Source organism: Microbacterium sp. SL62 (assembly GCF_026672635.1).
GTDB classification, from domain to species: domain Bacteria; phylum Actinomycetota; class Actinomycetes; order Actinomycetales; family Microbacteriaceae; genus Microbacterium; species Microbacterium testaceum_A.
This window is the reverse complement of the sequence record NZ_JAPPRM010000001.1, coordinates 1,038,780-1,055,700: the sequence shown is the minus strand read 5'-3', so window position 1 is coordinate 1,055,700 and position 16,921 is coordinate 1,038,780. Positions and strand designations below refer to the sequence as shown.

The window sequence follows — 16,921 nt, the reverse complement described above, 5'->3', positions numbered from 1 at the left end:
GTCAGGCGGCCGGGGTCGCGGCGATGCCGCGCGCTTCGAGAGCAGCGAAGATCCGGGCCGTGACCTCGTCGAGGCTGCCCACCCCGTCGATCTCGTCGACGATGCCGCGCGTGCCGTAGACATCGAGAATGGGAGCCGTCTCGCGCTCGTAGATCCCCAGACGGGTGGCGATCGCCTCTTCGGTGTCGTCGGCGCGGCCCTGCTCGGCGGCGCGGGCGGTGAGACGCGACAGCGACTCCTCTCGGGGCACCACGAGCGCGATCACGGCATCGAGGGACTCGCCGCGGCCCTCGAGGAACTCGTCGAGGTGCATGACCTGCGCGAGGTTGCGGGGGTACCCGTCGAGCAGGAATCCCCCGGCGGCGTCGTCCTGCGCGAGACGGTCGCGCACGACGGCGCTGGTCAGCTCGTCGGGAACGAGGTCGCCCCCATCGATGATGGACTTCACCTGTAGGCCGAGCTCCGTGCCGTCCTTGACGTTGGCGCGGAATACGTCACCCGTGGAGACGACCGGGATGCCGAGGGCGTCGCCGACGCGGACGCCCTGGGTTCCCTTGCCCGAACCCTGCGGCCCGACGATCAGAAGGCGAGCGGTCATCGCAGCAGCCCTTCGTAGTGGCGCTGCTGAAGCTGCGCGTCGATCTGCTTCACCGTCTCGAGGCCGACACCCACGATGATGAGGATCGAGGCTCCGCCGAAGGGGAAGTTCTGGTTGGCGCCTACCGTGGCCAGCGCCACCAGAGGCAGTAGCGCGATCAGACCGAGGTAGATCGAGCCCGGCAGCGTGATGCGGGTGAGCACGTAGTCGAGGTACTCGGCGGTGGGGCGACCGGCGCGGATGCCCGGGATGAACCCGCCGTACTTCTTCATGTTGTCGGCGACGTCGACCGGGTTGAACGTGATCGCCACGTAGAAGTACGCGAAGCCGATGATCAGGAGGAAGTACACGAGCATGTACAGCGGGTGGTCGCCACGCGTCAGGTACTGGGAGATCCAGGTCACCCACGGGGCCGGCTCCTGGCCCGCCTGCGGCTGGTTGAACTGGGCGATGAGCGCCGGGATGTACAGCAGCGACGAGGCGAAGATGACCGGCACGACACCGGCCATGTTGACCTTGATCGGGATGTACGTGTTCGTGCCGCCGTAGGTGCGGCGTCCGACCATGCGTTTGGCGTACTGCACCGGGATTCGACGCTGCGACTGCTCGACGAACACCACGAGGGCGACGATCACGATGCTGACGGCGAGCACGAGGAGGAAGACCTCGACGCCGCGGGCGTTGAGGATCGAGATCATCGCGCCGGGGAACGTGGCGGCGATCGAGGTGAAGATGAGGATCGACATGCCGTTGCCGACGCCGCGCTCGGTGACGAGCTCGGCGAACCACATGACCAGGCCGGTGCCGGCGGTCATCGTGATGATCATGAGCAGCTGCGCCCACCAGATGTCATTGGTGAGGAGCTGCTGGCACTCGGGCACACCGGCGGAGCCGAAGAGCTGGCCCGAGCGCGCCACCGTGACGAGCGTCGTCGACTGCAGAAGAGCGAGCGCGATCGTGAGGTAGCGGGTGTACTGCGTGAGCTTGGCCTGACCCGCCTGACCCTCTTTATAGAGGGTCTCGAAGTGCGGGATGACCACGCGCAGCAGCTGCACGATGATGGTCGCCGTGATGTACGGCATCACCCCGAGGGCGAAGATCGACAGCTGCAGCAGAGCGCCACCGGAGAACAGGTTGACCAGGGAGAGCAGACCCTCGGTACCGCCCGACTGGTTCAGACACTGCTGAACGTTCGGGAAGTCGACGAAGGGCGTCGGCACGTGGGCACCCAGCCGGTAGATGGCGATGATGCCCAGCGTGAAGGCGATCTTCCGCCTCAGGTCGGGCGTGCGGAAAACCCGCGCGATGGCGCTGAACAAGGGAGATTCCTCCAGAACGATCTCGGCACGCGACGGGGCGCACACCAAATCAGACTAACCCAGAAGGGGCCGACGGCCGTAAGGCCGCCGGCCCCTCCAGGGTCGGGCGTCAGTTGACGGAGCCGCCAGCGGCGACGATCTTCTGCTCAGCGGAGCCGGAGACCTTGTCGACCGAAACGGTCAGCGCGACCGAGATGTCGCCGGTGCCGAGCACCTTGACCTTCTCGTTCTTGCGGACGGCGCCCTTGGCCACCAGGTCGGCGACGGTCACGTCGCCACCCTGCGGGTAGAGCTCGCCGAGCTTGTCCAGGTTCACGACCTGGTACTCGACGCGGAACGGGTTCTTGAAGCCGCGGAGCTTCGGGGTGCGCATGTGCAGCGGCATCTGCCCACCCTCGAAGCCGACCTTGACCTGGTAACGGGCCTTGGTTCCCTTGGTACCGCGACCCGACGTCTTACCCTTCGAGCCCTCACCGCGACCCACACGGGTCTTGGCGGTGCGGGCGCCCGGGACGGGACGCAGGTGGTGGACCTTGAGCACGCCGGGGCGCGCCGCGGGGGCTTCCTTCTTCTCGGCCGTCTTACGAGCCGATGCCTTCTTCGGGGCGTCGACCGTGGCGGTCTCGTCCTTCTTGGCAGCCATTAGTCGATCTCCTCAACCTTGACGAGGTGGGCGACGGTCTTGACGTAACCGCGCGTCTGCGCGTCGTCGGGACGGACGACCGAGTCGCCGATCCGCTTGAGACCGAGCGAACGCAGCGTGTCACGCTGGTTCTGCTTCTCGCTCACCTTGGACTTGATCTGCGTGACCTTCAGACGCTCGGCCATCAGGCACCTACCTTCTGAGCGGCGGCCTCGGCGCGCACGAGGCGGGCCGGGGCGACCTGGTCGAACTCCAGGCCACGGCGGGCGGCCACGGCGCGGGGCTCCTCGAGCGACTTCAGCGCCTCGACGGTCGCGTGCACGATGTTGATCGTGTTCGACGAGCCGAGCGACTTCGAGAGGACATCGTGGATGCCGGCGCACTCGAGGACGGCGCGGACGGGACCACCGGCGATAACACCGGTACCGGCAGCGGCGGGGCGCAGGAGCACCACACCGGCAGCGGCCTCACCCTGGACGGGGTGGGGAATGGTCGAGCCCGAGCGGGGGACGCGGAAGAAGTTGCGCTTGGCCTCTTCGACACCCTTCGAGATGGCGAGGGGGACTTCGCGGGCCTTGCCGTAACCGACACCCACGACGCCGTTGCCATCGCCCACGACGACGAGCGCCGTGAAGCTGAAGCGACGGCCACCCTTGACCACCTTCGACACGCGGTTGATCGTCACGACGCGCTCGAGGAACTGGCTCTCGTTGCGGTCGCGCGAACCACGGTCGCGCTGGTTGGTGTTGCGCTCGCGACCACCGCGACGCGGCTCGCGCTCACGCTCGGCGGGGGCCTGAGCCGCAGCCGCACCCTCAGCCGGTGCAGTCTGCTCGGTCACTTCGGTCTCCTTGTTGTCACTCACAGGTTCAGCCCTCCTTCGCGAGCTCCGTCGGCGATCGCGGCGACACGACCGGCGTAACGGTTACCGCCGCGGTCGAACACGACGTCGGACACGCCAGCGGCCTTCGCACGCTCGGCGACGAGCTCGCCGACCTTGCGGGCCTTGGCGGTCTTGTCACCGTCGAAGCCGCGCAGGTCGGTCTCGAGGGTGGAGGCGGAGGCCACGGTGTGGCCCTTGCTGTCGTCCACGACCTGGACGAAGACGTGGCGGGCGGAACGCGTCACCACGAGGCGGGGGCGCAGCTCGGTACCGACGATCTTCTTGCGAAGACGAAGGTGGCGACGCGAGCGAGCGACGGACTTTGTCTTGACAGCCATGGCTACTTACCACTCTTTCCGGCCTTGCGGCGCACGACCTCGCCCGCGTACCGCACACCCTTGCCCTTGTAGGGCTCGGGCTTGCGGATCTTGCGGATGTTGGCGGCGGCCTCGCCGACGGCCTGCTTGTCGATGCCGCTCACGGTGACCTTGTTGTTGCCTTCGACCGTGAGGGTGATGCCGGCGGGCGGGTCGATGAGGACGGGGTGCGAGAAGCCGAGGGCGAACTCGATCGAGCTCCCCTTCTGCGCCACGCGGTAACCCGTACCGACGACCTCGAGGCCCTTGGTGTAGCCCTCGGTGACACCGATGATGTTGTTGTTGATGAGAGTGCGGGTCAGGCCGTGGAGCGACCGCGACTCGCGCTCGTCGTCGGGACGCGTGACGAGAACCTGGTTCTCTTCGACCGCGACCTCGAGGGGCTGGGCAACGGTGAGCGCGAGCTCGCCCTTGGGGCCCTTGACGGAGACCTCCCGGCCGTTCACCGAAACGGTGACACCGGCGGGGATGTCGATGGGAAGACGTCCAATACGCGACATGTCAGATCACCACACGTAGGCGAGAACTTCTCCGCCCACGCCCTTCTGCTCGGCCTGACGGTCGGTGAGGAGACCGGAGGAGGTGGACAGGATGGCGACGCCGAGGCCACCGAGAACCGTGGGGACCTCGGTCGACTTCGCGTACACGCGGAGGCCGGGCTTCGACACGCGCTTGATGCCGGCGATCGACCGCTCGCGGTTCGGGCCGTACTTCAGCGTCATGTTGAGGGTCTGGCCGACGCGAGCGTCTTCGACGCTCCAGTCGGCGATGTAACCCTCCTGCTTGAGGATGGCGGCGATGTTCGTCTTGAGCTTGGAGCTCGGCATCGACACGGAGTCGTGGTGCGCCGAGTTCGCGTTGCGCAGACGGGTCAGCATGTCTGCGACCGGGTCTGTCATCGTCATGTGTTGCTTCTTTCGATCATGAGGTTTCGACTGCCGTTACGCGACAGTCGACCTTCTATGAGGGGCCCCCGGAAACCCGGGGGCCCGAGGTGTCAGGCCTGCGCGTCGGCCGACTGGAAGGGGAAGCCGAGCTGGCGGAGCAGCGAGCGACCCTCGTCGTCGGTCTTGGCGGTGGTGACGATGGTGATGTCGAAACCACGCACGCGGTCGATGCGGTCCTGATCGATCTCGTGGAACACGGACTGCTCCTGGAGACCGAAGGTGTAGTTGCCGTTGCCGTCGAACTGCTTGGCCGACAGCCCGCGGAAGTCGCGGATGCGGGGCAGGGCGAGGTTGACGAGGCGGTCCACGAACTCCCACGCACGGTCGCCACGGAGGGTGACGTGCGCACCGATGGCCTGGCCCTCGCGCAGCTTGAACTGCGCGATGGACTTGCGGGCCTTGGTGACGATGGGCTTCTGACCGGTGATCTTGGTGAGGTCGTCGACCGCACCATCGATCACCTTGCTGTCACGAGCCGCCTCACCGACACCGGTGTTCACGACGACCTTGACCAGACCGGGGATCTGCATGACGTTCTCGTAGCCGAACTCGTCCTGCAGCGCCTTCTTGATCTCGGCGTTGTACTTCTGCTTCAGGCGGGGCTGGATCTTGCCAGCCGCCGCGGCAGTCGAGGTGCTCATGTTCAGAGGTCCTTGCCTGACTTCTTCGCGAAGCGCACGCGGACGGTGCGCTTGACGCCGTCCTTCACCTGCTCCTCGACCCGGCGACCGACACGGGTCGGCTTCTTGGTCGAGGGGTCGACGATCGCGACGTTGGAGATGTGGATCGGAGCTTCGAAGGTCTCGATGCCGCCGGTCTTGGTGCCGCGCTGGGACTGACCCACGCGGTTGTGCTTGGTGACGTAGTTCACGCCCTCGACGATGACGCGGTTCTGCTCGACGAGGACCTCGAGGACCTTGCCCTGCTTACCGCGGTCGCCGCCGCGCTCGGGCTTGGCGCCCGAGATGACCTGAACCAGGTCGCCCTTTTTGATTTTCGCCATGATCAGATGACCTCCGGGGCGAGCGAGACGATCTTCATGAACTTCTTGTCGCGAAGCTCACGGCCGACCGGTCCGAAGATACGGGTGCCGCGGGGCTCCCCGTCGTTCTTCAGGATCACGGCGGCGTTCTCGTCGAACTTGATGTACGAGCCGTCGGGACGGCGGGTCTGCTTGACGACACGGACGACGACGGCCTTAACCACGTCGCCCTTCTTGACGTTTCCACCGGGGATCGCGTCCTTGACCGTGGCGACGATGACGTCACCGAGGCCGGCGTAGCGACGGTTGGAGCCGCCGAGCACCCGAATGGTGAGCAGCTCCTTGGCGCCGGTGTTGTCGGCGACCTTCAGCCGGGATTCGTTCTGAATCACTTTTTACTCCTTGGATTCCAAGTAAGCCGCGAGGCTTACTTGGCCTTCTCGAGGATCTCGACCAGGCGCCAGCGCTTGGTGGCGCTCAGCGGACGGGTCTCGTTGATGACGACGAGGTCGCCGATGCCCGCCGAGTTGGACTCGTCGTGCGCCTTGACCTTCGAGGTGCGGCGGATGACCTTGCCGTAAAGCGGGTGCTTCACACGGTCCTCGACCTCGACGACGATGGTCTTGTCCATCTTGTCGCTGACGACGTAGCCACGACGCGCCTTGCGGTAACCGCGGGCGTTCTCGTCGCGAACGTCGTTCTCGGAGTGCTCGTGACCGGCGACCTGCGCCTCGGCCTTCTTCGCGGTAGCCATTACTCCGCCTCTTCCTTCGCGGCGTCGTCAGCGGAGTCCGCCTTCTTCGCCTTGCTCTTCTTCGCCTTCGTCGCCTCGACCGGGGCCGGGGTGGCGCGGATGCCGAGCTCGCGCTCACGGATCACGGTGTACAGACGCGCGATGTCGCGCTTGACTGCACGGATGCGACCGTGGCTCTCGAGCTGGCCGGTGGCCGACTGGAAGCGCAGGTTGAACAGCTCTTCCTTGGCCTTACGCAGCTCCTCGACGAGGCGCTGGTCTTCGAACGTGTCGAGCTCGCTCGGGGCGAGCTGCTTGGTGCCGATCGCCATTACGCGTCGCCCTCCTCGCGCTTGATGATGCGTGCCTTCAGGGGCAGCTTGTGAATTGCTCGGGTCAGAGCTTCGCGAGCGAGCTGCTCGTCGACGCCCGCGACCTCGAAGAGGACGCGGCCCGGCTTGACGTTCGCAACCCACCACTCGGGGGAACCCTTACCCGAACCCATGCGGGTTTCGGCGGGCTTCTTCGTGAGGGGGCGGTCGGGGTAGATGTTGATCCACACCTTTCCACCGCGCTTGATGTGACGCGTCATGGCGATACGAGCGGACTCGATCTGACGGTTGGTCACGTAAGCGGGGGTCAGCGCCTGGATCCCGAACTCACCGAACGACACCTGGGTGCCACCGGTGGCCTGGCCCGAACGGCCGGGGTGGTGCTGCTTGCGGTACTTGACCTTGCGGGGGATGAGCATTACGCCGACGCTCCTTCTGCCACGGGGGCCTCGTTACGAGGGCCACGACGACGGTCGCCGCCGCGGTCGTCACGACCGCGGGACTTGGGCGCGTTGGCCTGCTCGCGGGCGAGCTCCTTGTTGGTGAGGTCGCCCTTGTAGATCCAGACCTTCACGCCGATGCGGCCGAAGGTGGTCTTGGCCTCGTAGAAGCCGTAGTCGATGTTCGCGCGCAGGGTGTGCAGGGGCACACGGCCTTCGCGGTAGAACTCCGAGCGGCTCATCTCGGCGCCGCCGAGGCGGCCCGACACCTGGATGCGGACACCCTTGGCGCCGGCACGCTGCGCGCCCTGGAGGCCCTTGCGCATCGCGCGACGGAACGCCACGCGAGCGGTGAGCTGCTCCGCGACACCCTGAGCGACCAGCTGAGCGTCGGCCTCGGGGTTCTTGACCTCGAGGATGTTCAGCTGGATCTGCTTTCCGGTGAGCTTCTCGAGGTCGGCACGGATGCGCTCGGCCTCGGCGCCGCGGCGACCGATCACGATGCCCGGACGGGCGGTGTGGATGTCGACGCGGACACGGTCACGCGTGCGCTCGATCTCGATGTTGCTGACACCGGCGCGGTCGAGCGAGGTGGTCAGCAGGCGACGGATCTTGATGTCCTCGGCGAGGTAGTCGGCGTAACGCTGACCGGCCTTCGTCGAGTCCGAGAACCACCGCGACACGTGGTCGGTCGTGATGCCGAGGCGGAAGCCGTACGGGTTGACTTTCTGTCCCATTACTTGCTCGCCTTCTTGTTGGCGCGAGCCGGGGCCGCTTCAGCGGTCTCGGGCGTCGCGAGCACGACCGTGATGTGGCTCGTGCGCTTCTTGATCTGGAAGGCGCGACCCTGAGCGCGGGGCTGGAAACGCTTGAGCGTCGTGCCCTCGTCGACGTACGCGTTCTTCACGTACAGGTCGGCGTCATCCAGGTACTCGTTCGTCTTGTCGGCCGTGACGCGAGCGTTCGCGATGGCCGAGGCGACGAGCTTGTAGATCGGCTCGCTCGCGCCCTGCGGCGCGAACTTCAGGATCGCGAGGGCCTCTTCGGCCTGCTTGCCCTTGATGAGGGCGACGACGCGACGAGCCTTCTGAGGGGTCACGCGGATGTGTCGCACACGTGCGATGGACTCCACCATTTCTCTCTCCTCCTCGGTCGCCTTAGCGGCGACGGCCCTTCTTGTCGTCCTTCACGTGGCCGCGGAAGGTGCGGGTGGGCGAGAACTCGCCCAGCTTGTGGCCGACCATGGTCTCGGTCACGAACACGGGGATGTGCTTGCGACCGTCGTGCACGGCGATGGTGTGTCCCAGCATGGCGGGGATGATCATCGAACGGCGCGACCAGGTCTTGATGACGTTCTTCGAACCGGCTTCGTTCTGCGAGACGACCTTGCGAAGCAGGTGCTCGTCGACGAAGGGGCCCTTCTTAAGGCTGCGAGGCATCTTCCTCTACTCCTACTTGCGCTTCTTGCCGGCGGTGCGACGGCGGACGATGAGCTTGTCGCTCTCCTTGTTCGCGTGGCGGGTGCGGCCCTCGGCCTTACCCCACGGCGACACAGGGTGACGACCACCGGAGGTCTTACCCTCACCACCACCGTGCGGGTGGTCGACCGGGTTCATGGCGACACCACGCACGGTCGGGCGGACGCCCTTCCAGCGCATGCGGCCGGCCTTGCCCCAGTTGATGTTCGACTGCTCGGCGTTGCCGACCTCGCCGATCGTCGCGCGGCAGCGGACGTCGACGTTGCGGATCTCGCCGGAGGGCAGACGCAACTGCGCGTAGGGGCCGTCCTTCGCGACCAGACGCACGGAGGCGCCGGCCGAACGGGCCATCTTCGCGCCGCCACCGGGACGGAGCTCGATCGCGTGGATCACGGTACCGGTGGGGATGTTGCGCAGCGGCAGGTTGTTGCCGGGCTTGATGTCAGCACCGGCACCCGACTCGACGACGTCGCCCTGCGACAGCTTCGCCGGAGCGAGGATGTAGCGCTTCTCACCGTCGGCGTAGTGCAGCAGCGCGATGCGCGCGGTGCGGTTGGGGTCGTACTCGATGTGAGCGACCTTGGCGTCGATGCCGTCCTTGTCGTTACGACGGAAGTCGATCAGACGGTACTGACGCTTGTGTCCACCACCGATGTGGCGGGTGGTGATGCGGCCCTGGTTGTTGCGGCCACCGGTCTTCGACAGCGGGCGCAGCAGCGACTTCTCAGGCGTCGATCGGGTGATCTCGGCGAAGTCGGCCACCGACGAGCCGCGGCGACCGGGGGTCGTGGGCTTGTACTTGCGAATAGCCATTGTTCTTGTCCTCTATCCCGACCGTCAGCCGACAGACGTGAAGATGTCGATGGTGCCCGACTTGAGCGACACGATGGCGCGCTTGGTGTCCTTGCGCTTGCCGATGCCGAAGCGGGTGCGACGGGCCTTGCCGACGCGGTTGATCGTGTTGACCGAGGCCACCTTGACGCCGAAGATCTTCTCGATGGCGAGCTTGATCTCGGTCTTCGACGAACGGGGGTCCACCAGGAAGGTGTACTTGCCCTCGTCGATGAGCGAGTAGCTCTTCTCCGAGACGACCGGCTTCAGGATGATGTCGCGCGGGTCCTTGTTGACGGTGGTCATGCCGAGACCTCCTCGGTGGCTGCGGACTTCGACGCGACGAACGCGTCGTAGGCGGCCTTGGTGAAGACGATGTCGTCGGAGACGATCACGTCGTAGGTGTTCAGCTGGCCGACGGTCAGCACGTGGACGTACGCGAGGTTGCGGACGCTCTTGATCGTCAGCTCGTCGTCGCGGTCGATGACCACGAGGACGTTCTTGACGGCACCGAAGGCCTTCAGCGCGGCGGCAGCGGCCTTGGTCGAGGGGGCACCCTCGATGGCGAAGCTGTCGACGATGTGCAGACGCTGCCCACGAGCACGGTCGCTGAGCGCACCCAAGAGGGCGGCCGCGATCATCTTCTTGGGGGTGCGCTGGCTGTAGTCGCGGGGCTTGGGGCCGTGGACGATGCCACCACCGGTCATGTGCGGCGCGCGGATCGAGCCCTGGCGGGCGTTACCCGTGCCCTTCTGCTTGAAGGGCTTGCGACCGGCGCCGGAGACCTCGCCACGACGCTTGGTCGAGTGCGTGCCCTGGCGAGCCGCGGCGCGCTGCGCCACGACGACCTGGTGGATCAGCGGGATATTCGTCTTGACGTCGAAGAGCGCGGCGGGCAGCTCGACAGAGCCGGCCTTCTTGCCGTCGGCCTTCACGACGTCGAGCGCGAGAGTCGAGTCAGCCATGATCAGGCACCCTTCACTGCGTTGCGGACGTAGACGATGCGGCCACGAGCACCGGGGACGGCGCCCTTGACGAGCATGAGTCCCTTCTCGGCGTCGACGGCGTGCACCGTGAGGTTGAGGACGGTCACGCGCTCGCCACCCATACGGCCGGCCATGCGCATGCCCTTGAAGACGCGGCTCGGGGTCGACGAGGCGCCGATCGAGCCGGGCTTGCGGTGGTTGCGGTGCGCACCGTGCGATGCGGAGACGCCCTTGAAGTTGTGACGCTTCATGACACCGGCGGTGCCCTTGCCCTTGCTGGTGCCGACGACGTCGACCAGCTGGCCGGCCTCGAACAGACCGTCGACGGTGAGCTCCTGGCCCAGCGCGTAGTCTGCGGCGTCAGCCGTGCGCACCTCGGTGAGGTGGCGGCGAGGGGTGACGCCCGCGGCGTCGAAGTGAGCCGTGAGCGGCTTGTTCACCTTGCGGGGGTCGATCTGGCCGTAGCCGATCTGAACGGCGTTGTAGCCGTCCTTCTCGAGCGAGCGCAGCTGGGTCACGACGTTCGGCGCGACCTCGATGACGGTGACGGGAACGAGCTTGCCGTTCTCGTCCCACACCTGGGTCATGCCGAGCTTGGTGCCGAGGAGGCCCTTGGAGATCTTGGAGTTGATGTCAGCCATGTCGAACCTCAGAGCTTGATCTCGATGTTGACATCGGCAGGAAGGTCGAGGCGCATCAGCGAGTCGACGGCCTTGGGCGTCGGGTCGATGATGTCGATGAGGCGCTTGTGGGTGCGCATCTCGAAGTGCTCGCGGCTGTCCTTGTACTTGTGGGGCGACCGGATGACGCACACGACGTTCTTCTCGGTCGGAAGGGGAACCGGGCCCACCACGGTGGCACCGGCACGGGTCACGGTGTCGACGATCTTGCGCGCCGACGAGTCAAGCCCGGCGTGGTCGTACGACTTCAGGCGAATGCGGATCTTCTGTCCCGCCATTGTCTGCTCTCTCTCTTTCTCGCGTCTTACCCGACCTGGGGCATTGGACGCACGGTGGCGCTGTCGCGCCCTGGCACTTCCCCTCGCTTTCGCGAGAGATGCTGCACCGCTGTTCAGCTGTGAAACCGGATGCCATGGCATCCGGCCCGCCCCTCGCACGCACGCGTGCGAATCTCACGAGGAGATGAAGGGGGTTCGGTGTGGCGTTCTGCTGCCCGCGGCCCAGGACCCTGCGCTGACGCGCCGCCTGTGCACTGCCGAGACAGTGATCCTGGCGCACGCCGAGCGCGCACCGGAATGTGGAACTGGACTAGTCTACGTACCGCTCGGGCGAGTCGCAAACCCGGGCGTGTCGCGCCCGGCCGATGCTCAGCAAACCGCAGTCCGAACGACAGCGGCGCCGCCCCGACGCTCGGGGACGGCGCCGCTCCAGGCTGCGTTCGTCAGGCGTTGCCGATGTGCTTGTCGACGTTCGCTCGGGTCTCGTCGACCTTCGCGTGGTGTTCCGCGGGAACGACCTTCTTGATGGCGTCGGCCGCTCCGTCGAGCACCTTGTCGCTGACCTCTTCGGCCTTCTCGCTCTTCAGAGCCTCTTCGATCTTGTCGCGGTTCTCGTCCAGGAGCTTCTTGCCCTTGGCGATGATGTCGTCCACTCCCATGCGCATCTCCTTCGCAGACACGGCCGGCGATTCCGCCGACTCTCGCCTCATTGTGGTCACGGACCGGCGTGGAACGGAACCCCCGGCTTCGGAGATCGCACTCAAGGGAGAATCCCCCGCGGGAACGACAAAGGCCGGGCCCGAAGGCCCGGCCTGTGCCGAGTGAAGTCTGGAAGGACTTACTTGAGGATCTTGGTGACGGTACCGGCACCGACGGTGCGGCCACCCTCACGGATCGCGTAGCCGAGGCCCTCTTCCATGGCGATCGGCTGGATGAGCTCGACCGACATCTCCGTGGTGTCACCGGGCATGACCATTTCGGTGCCCTCGGGCAGCGTGATGACGCCGGTCACGTCGGTGGTGCGGAAGTAGAACTGCGGGCGGTAGTTCGTGAAGAACGGGTTGTGGCGGCCGCCCTCTTCCTTGGACAGGATGTACGCCGTGCCCTCGAAGTTGGTGTGCGGGGTGACCGAACCGGGCTTCACGACGACCTGGCCGCGCTCGACGTCGTCACGCTTGGTGCCGCGCAGGAGCAGACCACAGTTCTCGCCGGCCCAGGCCTCGTCGAGCTGCTTGTGGAACATCTCGATACCCGTGACCGTGGTCTTCTGCGTCGGGCGGATGCCGACGATCTCGACCTCGGAGTTGATCGCGAGGGTACCGCGCTCGGCGCGACCCGTGACGACCGTTCCACGACCGGTGATGGTGAAGACGTCCTCGATGGGCATGAGGAACGGCTTGTCCTTGTCGCGCACCGGGTCGGGGATCGACTCGTCGACGGCTTCCATGAGCTCGACGATCGCGTTGACCCACTGCTCGTCGCCCTCGAGAGCCTTGAGGCCCGAGACGCGGACGACGGGGGCGTTGTCGCCGTCGAAGTCCTGCGACGACAGCAGCTCGCGAACCTCGAGCTCGACGAGCTCCAGGATCTCCTCGTCGTCGACCATGTCGCTCTTGTTCAGCGCGACCAGCAGGTAGGGAACGCCGACCTGCTTGGCGAGCAGAACGTGCTCACGGGTCTGAGCCATCGGGCCGTCGGTGGCGGCGACCACGAGGATCGCGCCGTCCATCTGAGCGGCACCGGTGATCATGTTCTTGATGTAGTCGGCGTGACCGGGCGCGTCGACGTGAGCGTAGTGACGCTTCGGGGTCTCGTACTCGACGTGCGAGATGTTGATCGTGATACCGCGCTGACGCTCTTCCGGCGCCGAGTCGATCGACGCGAAGTCGCGCTGAACGTTGGTGGCCGACGGGAACTTGTCGGCGAGCACCTTCGAGATGGCAGCGGTGAGCGTGGTCTTGCCGTGGTCGACGTGACCGATCGTTCCGATGTTCACGTGCGGCTTGGTCCGCTCGAACTTGGCCTTAGCCACTGGGTCCTCCTCAGGACGTTGGTTGCGAGGTCTCGGGCACTGGATTGCGACCGGTTCTTCGCGGGGATGGTTCTCAGATTACTAGAGAGTCGGTATTCAGTTTGAGCGGATGCCGGGAACCTGAGCAGAACCCGGGGTTCCCGGCATCCGTGAGAGCGGTTTTACTCGCCCTTGTTCTTCTGGATGATCTCGTCGGCGACGGCCTTCGGGACATCGGCGTAGCTGTCGAACTCCATCGAGTAGACGGCGCGACCCGAGGTCTTCGAGCGCAGGTCACCGATGTAGCCGAACATCTCGGACAGCGGCACGTTGGCCCGGACGACCTTGACGCCGGCGGCGTCTTCCATCGACTGGATCTGGCCACGACGCGAGTTCAGGTCACCGATGACGTCGCCCATGTACTCCTCGGGAGTACGGACCTCGACGGCCATGATCGGCTCGAGGATGGTGGGGTTCGCCTTGCGGACGGCCTCCTTGAAGCCCATGGAGCCGGCGATCTTGAACGCCATCTCCGAGGAGTCGACGTCGTGCGAGGCACCGTCGAGGAGGATCGCCTTGACACCCACCATGGGGTAGCCGGCGAGCACGCCGACGTTCATGGCGTCCTGGAAGCCCTGGTCGGTCGGCGAGATGTACTCACGCGGGATACGACCACCGGTGACCTTGTTCTCGAACTCGTAGGTCTTGTCGGCCGTGACCTCGAGGGGCTCGATCGCGAACTGGATCTTCGCGAACTGACCCGATCCACCGGTCTGCTTCTTGTGCGTGTAGTCGTGACGCTCGACCGACTTGCGGATGGTCTCGCGGTACGCGACCTGCGGCTTTCCGACGTTGGCCTCGACCTTGAACTCGCGCTTCATGCGGTCGACCAGGATGTCGAGGTGCAGCTCGCCCATGCCCTTGATGACGGTCTGACCGGTCTCGGAGTTCTGCTCGACGCGGAACGTCGGGTCTTCCTCCGCGAGCTTCTGGATGGCGACACCCAGCTTCTCCTGGTCGGCCTTGGTCTTGGGCTCGATGGCGACCTCGATGACCGGCTCCGGGAACGTCATCGACTCGAGGACGACCTGGTTGGCCGGGTCGCACAGGGTGTCACCGGTGGTGGTGTCCTTGAGGCCGATGACCGCGTAGATGTGACCGGCGGTGACCGAGTCGACCGGCATCTCCTTGTTGGCGTGCATCTGGAAGATCTTCCCGATGCGCTCCTTCTTGCCCTTGGTCGCGTTGACGACCTGGGCGCCGGAGTCGAGGTGACCCGAGTACACGCGGATGTAGGTGAGGCGACCGAAGAACGGGTGCGTCACGATCTTGAACGCGAGAGCCGCGAAGGGCTCCTCGCGGTCGGCGTGGCGCTCGATGACGATCTCTTCGTCCTTGGGGTCGTGGGCCTCGATGGCCGGCACGTCCAGGGGCGAGGGGAGATAGTCGACGACCGCGTCGAGCATGGGCTGCACGCCGCGGTTCTTGAACGCCGAACCGCAGAGCACGGGGTAGAGCTCCGAGTTGATCGTCATCTTGCGGATGGCGCCCTTGATCTCGGCGACCGTGAGCTCCTCGCCACCGAAGAACTTCTCGAGGAGGGCGTCGTCGGACTCGGCGACGGTCTCGAGGAGCTGCTGGCGGTACTCGGCGGCCTTGTCGGCGAGGTCGGCCGGGATCTCCTGGATCTCGTACTTGGCGCCCATGGTCACGTCACCCTTGGCGTCGCCGGGCCACACCAGAGCGCGCATCTCGACGAGGTCGATGACGCCGACGAAGTCGTTCTCGGCACCGATCGGGAGCTGGATGACCAGCGGCTTGGCCTTCAGGCGGTTGACGATGGTGTCGACCGTGAAGTAGAAGTCGGCGCCCAGCTTGTCCATCTTGTTGACGAAGCAGATGCGGGGGACGTCGTACTTGTCGGCCTGACGCCACACGGTCTCGGACTGGGGCTCGACGCCCTCCTTGCCGTCGAAGACGGCGACGGCGCCATCGAGCACGCGCAGCGAGCGCTCGACCTCGACCGTGAAGTCGACGTGACCGGGGGTGTCGATGATGTTGATCTGGTTCTTGTCCCAGAAGCAGGTCACAGCAGCGGAGGTGATCGTGATGCCACGCTCCTGCTCCTGCTCCATCCAGTCGGTGGTCGCCGCACCATCGTGCGTCTCACCGATCTTGTGGTTGACGCCCGTGTAGAACAGGATGCGCTCGGTCGTCGTGGTCTTGCCGGCATCGATGTGGGCCATGATGCCGATGTTGCGGACCTTGTGAAGGTCGGTGAGCACGTCTTGTGCCACGGGTGTCTTCCTTACCTGTTGGGAGGTTGATGCCGGGCCCATCGGAGGGTCCGCGACCGGGGTGCGGTCACGGACCCTCCGCGGGTTTTACCAGCGGTAGTGCGCGAAGGCGCGGTTCGACTCGGCCATCTTGTGGGTGTCTTCGCGGCGCTTGACCGCGGCACCGAGGCCGTTCGAGGCGTCGAGGATCTCGTTCTGCAGACGCTCGGTCATCGTCTTCTCACGACGACCCTTCGCGTAGCTCACGAGCCAGCGCAGCGCGAGGGTGTTCGCACGGTGCGGCTTGACCTCGACGGGAACCTGGTAGGTCGAGCCACCGACGCGGCGGCTCTTGACCTCGAGGGTGGGACGGACGTTGTCGAGCGCCTTCTTGAGCGTGGCGACGGCGTCCTGGCTGTTCTTCGCCTCGACACCCTTGAGGGCGTCGTAGACGATCGACTCGGCGATGGACTTCTTGCCGTCGACGAGGATCTTGTTGACCAGCTGGGTGACGACGGGAGCGCCGTACACCGGGTCGTTGACGACGGGACGCTTCGGGGCAGGACCCTTACGAGGCATGTTTCTCAGCCCTTCTTCGCGCCGTAGCGGCTGCGAGCCTGCTTACGGTTCTTGACAGCCTGGGTGTCGAGTGCACCGCGGACGATCTTGTAACGGACACCGGGGAGGTCCTTGACGCGACCGCCGCGAACCAGCACGAGCGAGTGCTCCTGCAGGTTGTGGCCCTCGCCGGGGATGTAGGCGGTGACCTCGGTGCCGTTGCGCAGCTTCACGCGGGCGACCTTGCGCATGGCCGAGTTCGGCTTCTTGGGGGTCGTGGTGTACACACGGGTGCACACGCCGGCCTGCTGGGGGTTCGACTTCAGCGCGGGAGCCTTGGTCTTCGAGACCTTCGGCGAGCGGCCCTTGCGAACCAACTGCTGAATGGTTGGCACGTTCTCTCCTTGATTGGCTGGACGTTCCCTCGCGGTGGCGCCCAGGGTGCTGCACGGTGACAGCGTCGTGTCTCCCCCGTCATGTCGCTCATCTTGCGATTCGTGACGTGTCGGGCTCACGTGTGATCCACCGCGCGGCAGAATGATCTAGCGCGATTCGTGGTGGATATGCCG

27 protein-coding genes are annotated in these 16,921 nt (G+C 65.8%); all 27 read right to left on the bottom strand.

Annotated elements, in window-relative coordinates; genetic code table 11:
- Position 1 precedes the first annotated feature (1 nt).
- The gene (locus OVA26_RS04925) at positions 2–598 is read right to left on the bottom strand and encodes an adenylate kinase (RefSeq protein WP_268103252.1); all 597 of its coding nucleotides are present in this window, start codon (positions 596–598) and stop codon (positions 2–4) included.
- Positions 595–1,917 (bottom strand): preprotein translocase subunit SecY, encoded by a 1,323-nt coding sequence (gene secY, locus OVA26_RS04920; protein ID WP_056226277.1) that lies wholly within the window; start codon positions 1,915–1,917, stop codon positions 595–597. Before secY ends, OVA26_RS04925 begins: the two co-directional genes overlap by 4 nt.
- 109 nt (positions 1,918–2,026) lie before the next feature.
- Entirely contained in the window at positions 2,027–2,560 is a 534-nt protein-coding gene (rplO, locus tag OVA26_RS04915; protein ID WP_074696429.1) for a 50S ribosomal protein L15, read from the bottom strand.
- Positions 2,560–2,745, bottom strand: coding sequence for a 50S ribosomal protein L30 (gene rpmD, locus OVA26_RS04910; protein WP_013583998.1), 186 nt, complete (start codon positions 2,743–2,745; stop codon positions 2,560–2,562). The genes rplO and rpmD overlap by 1 nt, the downstream gene beginning before the upstream one ends.
- Positions 2,745–3,425: a 30S ribosomal protein S5 gene (gene rpsE, locus OVA26_RS04905; RefSeq protein WP_056226274.1), complete on the bottom strand. Its 681-nt coding sequence runs from the start codon at positions 3,423–3,425 to the stop codon at positions 2,745–2,747. Before rpsE ends, rpmD begins: the two co-directional genes overlap by 1 nt.
- Positions 3,422–3,781: a 50S ribosomal protein L18 gene (gene rplR / locus OVA26_RS04900; protein ID WP_056226271.1), complete on the bottom strand. Its 360-nt coding sequence runs from the start codon at positions 3,779–3,781 to the stop codon at positions 3,422–3,424. The genes rpsE and rplR overlap by 4 nt, the downstream gene beginning before the upstream one ends.
- Before the next feature lie 2 nt (positions 3,782–3,783).
- The gene (gene rplF, locus OVA26_RS04895) at positions 3,784–4,320 is read right to left on the bottom strand and encodes a 50S ribosomal protein L6 (RefSeq protein WP_056226268.1); all 537 of its coding nucleotides are present in this window, start codon (positions 4,318–4,320) and stop codon (positions 3,784–3,786) included.
- Between the two features lie 6 nt (positions 4,321–4,326).
- A complete protein-coding gene (gene rpsH / locus OVA26_RS04890) occupies positions 4,327–4,725 on the bottom strand; it encodes a 30S ribosomal protein S8 (protein WP_013584002.1) in 399 nt (132 codons plus the stop codon).
- A 92-nt stretch (positions 4,726–4,817) separates the two neighbouring features.
- Positions 4,818–5,408, bottom strand: coding sequence for a 50S ribosomal protein L5 (rplE, locus tag OVA26_RS04885; RefSeq protein ID WP_056226265.1), 591 nt, complete (start codon positions 5,406–5,408; stop codon positions 4,818–4,820).
- 2 nt (positions 5,409–5,410) lie between these two features.
- Positions 5,411–5,770, bottom strand: coding sequence for a 50S ribosomal protein L24 (gene rplX, locus OVA26_RS04880; protein ID WP_056226262.1), 360 nt, complete (start codon positions 5,768–5,770; stop codon positions 5,411–5,413).
- A 2-nt stretch (positions 5,771–5,772) separates the two neighbouring features.
- Positions 5,773–6,141, bottom strand: a complete 369-nt coding sequence (rplN, locus tag OVA26_RS04875) for a 50S ribosomal protein L14 (protein ID WP_013584005.1) — start codon at positions 6,139–6,141, stop codon at positions 5,773–5,775.
- 35 nt (positions 6,142–6,176) lie between these two features.
- Positions 6,177–6,503, bottom strand: a complete 327-nt coding sequence (rpsQ, locus tag OVA26_RS04870) for a 30S ribosomal protein S17 (protein WP_056226259.1) — start codon at positions 6,501–6,503, stop codon at positions 6,177–6,179.
- Positions 6,503–6,814 (bottom strand): 50S ribosomal protein L29, encoded by a 312-nt coding sequence (gene rpmC, locus OVA26_RS04865; protein WP_056226256.1) that lies wholly within the window; start codon positions 6,812–6,814, stop codon positions 6,503–6,505. Before rpmC ends, rpsQ begins: the two co-directional genes overlap by 1 nt.
- Positions 6,814–7,233, bottom strand: coding sequence for a 50S ribosomal protein L16 (rplP, locus tag OVA26_RS04860; RefSeq protein ID WP_056226254.1), 420 nt, complete (start codon positions 7,231–7,233; stop codon positions 6,814–6,816). Before rplP ends, rpmC begins: the two co-directional genes overlap by 1 nt.
- Complete coding sequence (gene rpsC / locus OVA26_RS04855; RefSeq protein ID WP_013584009.1) at positions 7,233–7,991, bottom strand: 30S ribosomal protein S3; 759 nt, start codon at positions 7,989–7,991, stop codon at positions 7,233–7,235. Before rpsC ends, rplP begins: the two co-directional genes overlap by 1 nt.
- Positions 7,991–8,389: a 50S ribosomal protein L22 gene (rplV, locus tag OVA26_RS04850; RefSeq protein ID WP_013584010.1), complete on the bottom strand. Its 399-nt coding sequence runs from the start codon at positions 8,387–8,389 to the stop codon at positions 7,991–7,993. The genes rpsC and rplV overlap by 1 nt, the downstream gene beginning before the upstream one ends.
- Before the next feature lie 22 nt (positions 8,390–8,411).
- Positions 8,412–8,693, bottom strand: coding sequence for a 30S ribosomal protein S19 (gene rpsS, locus OVA26_RS04845; protein WP_013584011.1), 282 nt, complete (start codon positions 8,691–8,693; stop codon positions 8,412–8,414).
- 12 nt (positions 8,694–8,705) lie between these two features.
- A complete protein-coding gene (gene rplB / locus OVA26_RS04840; protein ID WP_013584012.1) occupies positions 8,706–9,545 on the bottom strand; it encodes a 50S ribosomal protein L2 in 840 nt (279 codons plus the stop codon).
- A 24-nt stretch (positions 9,546–9,569) separates the two neighbouring features.
- Positions 9,570–9,869, bottom strand: a complete 300-nt coding sequence (gene rplW, locus OVA26_RS04835; protein ID WP_056226248.1) for a 50S ribosomal protein L23 — start codon at positions 9,867–9,869, stop codon at positions 9,570–9,572.
- A complete protein-coding gene (gene rplD / locus OVA26_RS04830) occupies positions 9,866–10,528 on the bottom strand; it encodes a 50S ribosomal protein L4 (protein ID WP_056226247.1) in 663 nt (220 codons plus the stop codon). The genes rplW and rplD overlap by 4 nt, the downstream gene beginning before the upstream one ends.
- A 2-nt stretch (positions 10,529–10,530) precedes the next feature.
- Entirely contained in the window at positions 10,531–11,190 is a 660-nt protein-coding gene (rplC, locus tag OVA26_RS04825) for a 50S ribosomal protein L3 (RefSeq protein ID WP_056226244.1), read from the bottom strand.
- Positions 11,191–11,198: 8 nt separating this feature from the next.
- The gene (gene rpsJ / locus OVA26_RS04820; protein ID WP_013584016.1) at positions 11,199–11,507 is read right to left on the bottom strand and encodes a 30S ribosomal protein S10; all 309 of its coding nucleotides are present in this window, start codon (positions 11,505–11,507) and stop codon (positions 11,199–11,201) included.
- Positions 11,508–11,950: 443 nt separating this feature from the next.
- Positions 11,951–12,166: a hypothetical protein gene (locus OVA26_RS04815; protein WP_056226241.1), complete on the bottom strand. Its 216-nt coding sequence runs from the start codon at positions 12,164–12,166 to the stop codon at positions 11,951–11,953.
- A 179-nt stretch (positions 12,167–12,345) separates the two neighbouring features.
- Positions 12,346–13,539: an elongation factor Tu gene (gene tuf, locus OVA26_RS04810; protein WP_056226238.1), complete on the bottom strand. Its 1,194-nt coding sequence runs from the start codon at positions 13,537–13,539 to the stop codon at positions 12,346–12,348.
- Between the two features lie 161 nt (positions 13,540–13,700).
- On the bottom strand, positions 13,701–15,815 hold the full coding sequence (gene fusA, locus OVA26_RS04805; protein WP_056226235.1) for an elongation factor G: 2,115 nt from the start codon (positions 15,813–15,815) through the stop codon (positions 13,701–13,703).
- 87 nt (positions 15,816–15,902) lie between these two features.
- Complete coding sequence (gene rpsG, locus OVA26_RS04800) at positions 15,903–16,373, bottom strand: 30S ribosomal protein S7 (RefSeq protein ID WP_013584050.1); 471 nt, start codon at positions 16,371–16,373, stop codon at positions 15,903–15,905.
- Between the two features lie 5 nt (positions 16,374–16,378).
- The gene (gene rpsL / locus OVA26_RS04795) at positions 16,379–16,747 is read right to left on the bottom strand and encodes a 30S ribosomal protein S12 (RefSeq protein ID WP_013584051.1); all 369 of its coding nucleotides are present in this window, start codon (positions 16,745–16,747) and stop codon (positions 16,379–16,381) included.
- Positions 16,748–16,921 lie beyond the last annotated feature (174 nt).